Origin of the sequence: Methanoculleus sp. UBA291 (assembly GCF_002499755.1) — an archaeon.
Lineage (GTDB): Archaea > Halobacteriota > Methanomicrobia > Methanomicrobiales > Methanoculleaceae > Methanoculleus > Methanoculleus palmolei.
The window spans coordinates 1-8,398 of record NZ_DANC01000028.1 but is presented as its reverse complement, the minus strand read 5'-3'; the positions used below and the strand labels follow the sequence as shown (position 1 = coordinate 8,398).

The following is an 8,398-nucleotide window of genomic DNA, read 5'->3' as shown; positions in this document are numbered from 1 at the left end:
CCGAGGAAGAGGCCGAGGAAGAGTCCAAGAAGGAAGAGGAAGAAGAGAGCGGCATGGCCGGTCTCGGTGCCCTCTTCGGCTAAATCTCTTTTTTCTTTCGTGGGTATTTACAGTACGATTGCGCACATCGCTGGGACGGCTCGCCCCGCTTTTGAAGATAGCCGACTGATACGTCGCCACGGTGGCCATAAACTATAACTATCGAAACGTTGACGTCCCCGTACGGATGCTTAATTTGGATGGGGTCGGTCATGCGCATAGCTTTGATTGTTGCCGCAATGGTGATCATTGCGTTTCCTACAGTATGTTCAGGTCTTCAAACCTGAAAGTCCGGTGCCCGACGGCGAGACGATAAATCTCACCATCACCTCCCTGAAAGAGGGTGATGAAGTCTGGATCGACGTCGTTCCGCCTCACGTTGCGGTTATCGGCGAAACCGATGCCCCTTCCGGTATACGGAGCGTGATCGTGCAAAGCGAAATAGGGGAGGTTTCGTGTGGGAGCGGGACGAAGTTTGCATGTTCTGTACCGGTTTCTGTGGGGAAGAACAGAATCACGGTCATAGCGACCGATAACCTCGGAAACCGAGCGGAAAAATCTCTGAACGTGACCGTCCGCATCGGCATCCCGCCGCCGCCAGCGATCACCGTTTCGGGCAGGGTAACAGACCTCAAAGGCAATCCGATTCACAACGTATCCGTGCGATTTGAATCAGTATTCTGGCTGGATGGCGGCAAAGACTTCTCGGAGACGAACACGACCGGAAGAGACGGCAGGTATCTGATCGAAAACGCACTTGGGAGCAGGCAGACCGTCAGCGTTCAGAAAGAGGGCTATCTCACCCTCCAGCGCGAGATTATCTTCGAAGACGTGACGAACGAACTCGACCTGAAACTGGAACCCTCTGGCCGGGCAACTCTGGGATTCGATCTGCAGATAGGTATCATCGGAGTATTGGGAGCATTATTGGTCTTTCTGGAGGTCCGTCGGAGAAAGGAAGGGTGGTAAAGTACGTGACTGGCTGAATAGATCAGAGGACGGCTAAAACTCCTTTTTTTATTAGGCTCGTAAGACCATGAAAAGGACAAAATGTTCGAAAGGATGAAATACGCGGTACAGGGAATGATAAAAAAGTGAGCACAAAACCCACTGCATCCAGAGAGATTGGCATCTTGGTGATCGGGTTCTGTGTTCTGCTGGTCTTTACGGCAGGATGCCTTATGCCTCCTGACGAGATCGGCCGCGATATCCTGGTCTTCAAGGTCGATGCTGAGGGTACAGAACAATGGCAGACGGTCATCGATACCGGGGGAGATGATATTGCCAGGACCATAACCCAGACTGCAGACGGGGGATATCTTATCGGTGGGGAGGTCTGGCCCTGGCGCGGTGGTCGATCTTATGGAGTTTTCAAACTCAACAGCAACGGTACCGTCGACTGGAATGTCATCGGAGAGGGAGCTTCGGCTTCTGTTGTCGAGACAGCAATAGGCACCATCGTAGCGGTCAGCGGTTCCAGCACCGAAAGTTCCAGAACCCCGCTCTTTGACCTGACAGGGAACCTCCTGAAGAGCGAAGTACAGAGTGCGGAGGCTGGCATCTTGGAGTCGGTCGCCGGGACTACCGACGGCGGGGTTGTCGTCGTCGGAACTTTCGGAGGAGATCTCCTGGTACTCAAGAAAGATCGGAACCTGACGGAAGAGTGGAGGAAGACCTACAGACCGACGACCGGGAGGGCCTCTGAGGATATCATCGTCCAGACATCCGACGGGGGTTACCTGGTGGGTAGTCGGATCTCTCTTCCGGACAGAGGCGGCTTTGACGTGTGGATACTCCGACTGAATGCCACAGGCGATTTACTCTGGGATACGACACTCGGCACGCCGCCACTCTACCACGACGTGCACTTCATGAGCGAAGGTCCAGAAAGCAAAAGTACTGTCATCTACAGCAACATAATGCTGGGACCGCTGGAGGAGGTTGTCCTTGATCCGGGTGGGAATGTGCTCGAGAAGAGAGCGCTCAATGCGTCGGTTCCGATCATCAAAACGACCGGTGGAGGATATGTATACGCCCCTGTTACGTGGTATTGCGAACCTCGGCTTTTGATCTTCTCCGACTGGGTAGGCGTCCCCCACGTCGTGAAGCTCGATCCCGGCGGACTCCAGGAGTGGGACATTGAACTGAACGTCACCTTCGCGATAGGCAGGGCGGTCTCGGTCATCCAGACCACCGACGGCGGGTATGCCCTCTTGGCGGACAGATATAACATCCCTACGGAGCCCCAGTAGCTGGCTTTTTGTGATGGGGGATCTGGAGGGTATGCGAAACATTACCATTAGTCCCCTCCACAATCCTCTCCTCTTTCCGGTGGCCATTCTCATCCATGCCGGTTCTCCCCCATGACAGTAAAATCTTCCAAGAAGTCCTAGGAATGAGATCGGGGAGAGATGGAGATGGGCTCCTCGGGATGACCGGTCGGCGGAGCTCTGCGAGGGGAGCCATGCTTGCGGATCTCGATCCGGAGATATCGCATTTGCACGGGAGAAATATCAGGAAAATGGGATGATAGTTCTCGTTCCTTGCCGGAGCGCACGTCTGTCATCAGGATCGGATTACGGATATTGCAGTCGTTTTTTCGAGTAAGCGTAAAACTATGTCTCCTTTTCATCGGCAATTGCGCCCATCACCCGGGTGAATTCCCTCATTTTTGCAAACGACCGACTGACATGTCGCCGCTATGGCCGTAATCTATAATTATCGGAACGTTGATGTTCCCATGCGGATGCTCAAAATAGCGTTCGCACCATGGTGGAGGTTCACCCGCCCTTGCACGGATAGGATGAACCCTCCACGGCCCGAAGGCTAGGGAGATATTTGTATTTCACATATTTATGGATTTTCTCCTTTGCCTCCGGGGATGTTACAGGAGAAAGTCACATGAATGGAAAAAATTGGAATGCGAGCATTTTCCGTACTCTTTGCTGTACTGTTGATAAGTATTGCGATGGTGCCGGTGGTGAGTGCAAGTAATGGGAGATATGCGGGTCCAACCGACATTGATGAGGGACCAATCCTCATTGTTGGTGTCGATGTGCCCGCGCCGGAACCGATACCGTTAGAGATACTGCTAAAAGCAGAATCTATGGAGATGGAGCACGATGACAGAGTGATTATCCAAGATACGGTAAGCTATCTGAGCTCTTGGAATGAAGAGTTGAAGTGGGGCTTATCTGAAGAGGAAGTCAAGAAATATTCCCAAATTCTTGAAGAACAGGTGTTGGTCAATTACTATGATGTAGACAATCGTTACTATCTAATACCGAACTTGGACAAATTTGGAGAGGAGTTGGGGCTTGTTTTAGGACTTAATGCTGATGAAGTGGATCGATACGTCAGAGCGCACAGAGAGCAAATTGCGAGAATTATTCAGGACGGCCATCTCGGTATCGCAGGAGCTTCTGCGCTTGATAGCCGTATAGATAGCTCTACAGGTAGCTCTCTCTATGTCAGCCCTTCATCGTATGTCAGCCCTTCATCGCAATCAGCACCCCACGCGACTGGAAAAGCCTACTATTTATATATATTCGTGGACTTCACGACCCCGGTCTCAGGCTTTCAGGGAACCTGGATCCAATCGAATCGGAATGCTGCATTGAGCGGCTTAAGCTCCGCGACAACGGCAATTCGCAACCAAGCGCCTGCGGCCGCTAACCTTGTCAACGACGGCGGTTTCTTGACCGTAACTGTTTCTGGACAGAATCAGGGCGATCATTCCAGCTCCTGGGGCCCGAATGGATGGATGGTAACAGCAGCAAGAAACCTCGGCTACACTGGTACGGGCTACGCTGCTACTGAGCAAATGGCAAGATCGATTAAAAGCTGGGCTGGAGCAGATCAGGTCGTGATTGTCTACCTAACGCATGACAATCAGGGCTGTTATGCAACAGGCACTAGCACGGGTTACGCAGACATGGCCGTGATTTCATACTGGTATCCAGGATTGCCTAACACTCCGCTTACCCAAACGCCATCTGGCGTTTATGCGCACGAGATATACCACCTCTATGGCGCCCTTGATGAATATAGTGGTAGTTCATTCTGTGGACAGTACAGCGATCTTGCCGTCAGCCCGATGCACGACAAATATACGAATCAACATCATGAGGGTTGCAGTCCGTTAAACATGTTCATTATGAGGAACTCTGTTCTTAACGCTGGTCCGAGCCCATCAACTAAGAACTTCATTGGTTGGGGTGATTGGAATGGAAATGGGATTCTCGACCCGTTCAAATAGCCGTGAGGTTGATCCTCAACCAATTTTTGGGATTGGATCGGCTATGCGCATAACTTTGATTGTTGCCGTACTGATTGTTGCCGTACTGATGATCATTGCGTTTCCTGCAATAAACCCGGTACCCGGCGATGAGGAGATAAATCTCATCATCACCTTCCCGAAAGAGGGTGATGAAGTCTGGATCGACGTCGTTCCGCCTCACGTTACGGTTCATGGCGAGGTCGATGCCCCTTCCGGTATACGGAGCGTGGTCGTCCAGAGCGAAATAGGGGAGGTTTCGTGTGGGAACGGAATGGAGTTCGCATGCCCTGTACCGGTTTCTTCGGGGAAGAACAAAATCACGGTCATAGCGACCGATAACCTCGGAAACCAAGCGGAAAAATCTCTGAACGTGACCATTCGCAGTGGACCACCTCCACCGCTGCTGATCATCGTCTTGGGCTATCTGATCGAAAATGCACTTGGGTACATAATAGGTATCATCGGAGTATTGGGAGTATTATTGATCTTTCTGAAGTTCCGTCGGAGAAAGAGAAGGTGATATTGTGCTTTTTCCATGCAGGATACGAAACTACCATCAGTTGCTTCCCCCTCTTGTCATAGCGGAGAGCATAAGCTTGGTAATCGACGGATTGGGAACCGAATGAATGTATAGACATGGAAACACAGATCTGAGAGTACTTTCCAGCATACTGATCTCAGGCAAATGGCCTTGATATCATGGCTCACTGGTTAATGAATGTAATAGTTGCCGTCACGGTTGTGGTAGGTCTCATTGGTCTGATCCCCTGTGCCAGTGCATCTGCTATTCACATCGAATATTTTCATGCACCTGGATGTCCCCCATGTAAACAGACCGATTCTATTATCGTCGGCTTTGAGAAAACCTATGATGATGTTCTGATTGCTGAACGGATCGACGTCAATACACCGGATGGATGGGATCGGTGGCTTCAATATGACTTTACCAATGTGCCGGCCGTGGTCGTGAACGGCACTATTAAAATTCCCAAAGAGGAGATCACCGAGGAGAGCATCAGGGCGGCGATCGAGATATCGTTATCCGGAGCCGAATCGGAAACGGACTCGCCGCCGATAAACTGGAACATCTCATTTGCCTATTCTCTAGGTCTTTTCTCCGGCTTTTCACCCTGTCTGATGGCGATACTCGGGTTCATACTGGTGTATACCACCGGATCGGGCAATGGCTTGAGAAGCAGCCTCCTTAACTCCATGATATTCGGCCTGGGGCTGGTCGCCGCGTACATCGTCATGGGGTGCTGCTTCCTGTTGGTGGGGATGTCGCTCGGCGGCTTCGGCCCGTACCTCGCCGTCGCGGCGGGACTGATCACGGTACTCACCGGGTTGAACCTGCTTGGGTTGATACAGCTCCCGCTCTCTGCAGACGGTTATATCCGATCCGCTATACAACGGCACTCGACCACCCTTGTCGGCTTGTTCGTCCTGGGCATGATATTCTCGATTGTCAAGGCCCCGTGTGCTGCACCGATGATTCTCGTCCTGCTGAGCAAAATCTTGATCGAGGGGTCCGTGCAGGATCTATCGCTTCTGCTCGTTTTTGGGGCGGGGGTGCTCACGCCGTTCGTCGGTGTCGGAGTCCTCGGGGGATACGGTTCGTCAAGCAGAATCAGAGAATATCGGGATGTCATTAAAGCCGCCAGCGGAATTATTCTGATTGGATTTGGGTTCTGGATCATTTTCTGGGGGTAAACGGCCATCTTATCTACAATTGACGCACACCCTCGCCCATAGAACGATTTCACTACACCAAATGGAGAACGATTCAAATGAAAAATCGAGCCGGGCAGGGGGAGCAGTACTCGGGGTACTATTGGCAATCGCCTGGATTGTTCTTCTGTGGTTCGTTGAACGTACTTTTTTCCCTCACCTAGACGGTATTCAAAATCCGGTCGTTAACTGGCTTTATATTGGCCCCATGATGTTTTTGTCTCCTTTGGGAACTACCTGATGTATCAGCGGGAATTAGGTGGTTTCGAAGTCATTCGTGGTGTAATTGGGGGCTTAAAAGATCTCTCCTGGGTATTCTGATCTGGCTCCCTGTTACAGTGGTATTATTTTCCCTGCAGTGGGATGGTCCTTGGCAACTAAGCCCGATAGGGGTCTCCTTACCATGCTCGTTATTTACATTTTGTGGGAGAGAAGCGCAGTGCGGAAACGCTCTCCTGCATACGCAGGGCAGGACAATTCACGTTAAGGTATTGGAAATGCGAGCTCACTCCTATACCCGGATTTTCTTATCTCATCGATGGGTGGGATGAAGGTGAAAACCACGACTTTTCTTGGGATGGGTTCGTGATAAGCGGTACTGCGAGTGGTTTCCTCTCATGCGAGATCGGATCTCGATGACGGAGCGTGACGGCCGCAAGACAGGTATACGGACCCGCGCGCTGGAATTTAGCCCGACGAGATCTCGCGACCCATTTCGGCGGGATAACTCTCCGTGCCGGGATGGCCGGGGAGGCGGAGAGCTTCCGGATGCCTGTCGAAGAACTCCCGGGCAGCTTCGGAGAGCCGGTAGCGGACGAACCGTCCATCCCTCTCCGTGACGACGATCCCGTCTCCCTTGAACTCCCGCATCCTATCCGAGGCTATCCGACCGGAGATTCCAAGCCGTTCCGAGAGATCGTTCCGGTCCACCTCCATGGATTCGAGGAGACGCCCGAGCATCACCTGGGAAATTTCCTCCCGTAGGACGATCTGGATGCGCTGTTCAAACGCGGTGTGCCTCTGGTTCCTTGCGAAGTGCCCGTAGCGGCCCCGGTGACAGACGGTGGCCACCTTTCCTTCCCTGGCGAGCATGGCGAGGTGATACCGGAGCCGACTTCGCGAGACACCCGTAAGCTCGTTGAGTTCCCCGGTCTCGATGCCCGGATAGGCGGCGATCTGCCGGTAGAGGTCACGCCGGAGGTCGTCGTCGAGAATTGTGCGCTGTGTCACCCGTCGGTAGCCGAACGTCAGGAAGAGAAAGTAAACAAATTCGCCGGGGAAGAAGCACACGGGGAAGAATGTGAGCATGACATAGGGTAGCACCGCCCAGAGCGGCAAGTCCCAGAGTATGTTCTTCTCGAAGTCATACCTCTCGCCAGTGAGGTCGTGTACCTCGCTGGAGTACTTCCCCGGTTCGATCTCGTAACCGGCGGTTACCGTGCCCGGGAGTGCAAGCTTTGCGAGGACCACAGCGACGAAAAGAAGGGAGAAGATCCGACTCCACCGCATCATACTGAATGATCGCCGGAAGAAGTGTTCAACGTTTCGCTATTCACCACCAGACGAACGTGTAGCCCTGGGTCCCGGTCACGCGGTCGCCGTAGACCTCGAAGTACCACGTTCCGGGGTGCAACGCACCGGAGGAGTGCTTTATGTTCAAGCATATCCTCCCGTTCACGGTGCCGTCGGCCGAGTCGTAGTACGGCCCGAGCGTGGCGATCGGCGTGAAAATCGTCAGACGAAGCGAGTTGGACGGATTGCCCCAGTTCAGATCGACGGTGCGCTCCGTCGTGCCTACGGGAACGTTGAACGAGTACAAGTCCGACCCGCCCTGTTTGATGCTGCCGGCGTTCATCGGCATGACGATGCCGCCGACGTTCGTCGACGTGAGCAGTAGTCTCTCCTTGAACGTCGTCTCCCCGGGGGTCACGACGTAGTTGCCGTTCTCTATCTCCTGTGCTCCGACGGCCGGGGTCAGCAGCGCCACGACCACCATGATAATTGTTGCGATTCCAATCAGTCTCATAGCGTATCGTTGAGGAATTTCGAGAATTACTATGTCTCTTTTACGGCCACCGCGACGTACTAATCATGCAACCCGTACTCTAATCGCATCTCCCCTGCAGGAGGCGTGGAGGCCGGAACCGTCTCCTTCGGGGGCAAAACGTCGCGATCGCCGCCGCCTCCCGGGATGTGCGCAATCGGCGGACCGTCCCCACCCGTCCGACGCCGTGATGGCGGAGGAGCCTGATGCCGATGGTCGAAGGGAGTTCCTCCACCGGTACCCATCGTCCGGGGCAGCCGAACCCGCCCTCCTCACTCCTCCATGCTCCCGCCGTAGACCGCCTGCCC

General features: G+C 53.3%; 8 protein-coding genes. 5 read left to right on the top strand and 3 right to left on the bottom strand.

The window, feature by feature from the left end; all coding sequences use genetic code 11:
• Positions 1–333 precede the first annotated feature (333 nt).
• From BP737_RS06605 to BP737_RS06585, 5 genes are all read left to right on the top strand, one after another.
• The gene (locus tag BP737_RS06605; protein WP_342686045.1) at positions 334–1,008 is read left to right on the top strand and encodes a carboxypeptidase regulatory-like domain-containing protein; all 675 of its coding nucleotides are present in this window, start codon (positions 334–336) and stop codon (positions 1,006–1,008) included.
• A 125-nt stretch (positions 1,009–1,133) separates the two neighbouring features.
• The gene (locus tag BP737_RS06600) at positions 1,134–2,291 is read left to right on the top strand and encodes a hypothetical protein (RefSeq protein WP_342686044.1); all 1,158 of its coding nucleotides are present in this window, start codon (positions 1,134–1,136) and stop codon (positions 2,289–2,291) included.
• A gap of 653 nt (positions 2,292–2,944) precedes the next feature.
• The gene (locus BP737_RS06595) at positions 2,945–4,297 is read left to right on the top strand and encodes a hypothetical protein (protein WP_292518768.1); all 1,353 of its coding nucleotides are present in this window, start codon (positions 2,945–2,947) and stop codon (positions 4,295–4,297) included.
• A gap of 88 nt (positions 4,298–4,385) precedes the next feature.
• Complete coding sequence (locus BP737_RS06590; protein WP_342686043.1) at positions 4,386–4,838, top strand: hypothetical protein; 453 nt, start codon at positions 4,386–4,388, stop codon at positions 4,836–4,838.
• A 179-nt stretch (positions 4,839–5,017) separates the two neighbouring features.
• Positions 5,018–6,028: a cytochrome c biogenesis protein CcdA gene (locus BP737_RS06585; protein ID WP_292518764.1), complete on the top strand. Its 1,011-nt coding sequence runs from the start codon at positions 5,018–5,020 to the stop codon at positions 6,026–6,028.
• Positions 6,029–6,733: 705 nt separating this feature from the next.
• Here BP737_RS06585 and BP737_RS06580 read toward each other — a convergent pair.
• From BP737_RS06580 to BP737_RS06570, 3 genes are all read right to left on the bottom strand, one after another.
• The gene (locus BP737_RS06580; RefSeq protein ID WP_342686042.1) at positions 6,734–7,558 is read right to left on the bottom strand and encodes a DNA-binding protein; all 825 of its coding nucleotides are present in this window, start codon (positions 7,556–7,558) and stop codon (positions 6,734–6,736) included.
• Between the two features lie 40 nt (positions 7,559–7,598).
• Positions 7,599–8,072 (bottom strand): PPC domain-containing protein, encoded by a 474-nt coding sequence (locus BP737_RS06575; RefSeq protein WP_292518760.1) that lies wholly within the window; start codon positions 8,070–8,072, stop codon positions 7,599–7,601.
• Between the two features lie 79 nt (positions 8,073–8,151).
• The coding region (locus BP737_RS06570) for a hypothetical protein (protein ID WP_342686041.1) at positions 8,152–8,398 on the bottom strand (247 nt) is incomplete at its 5' end.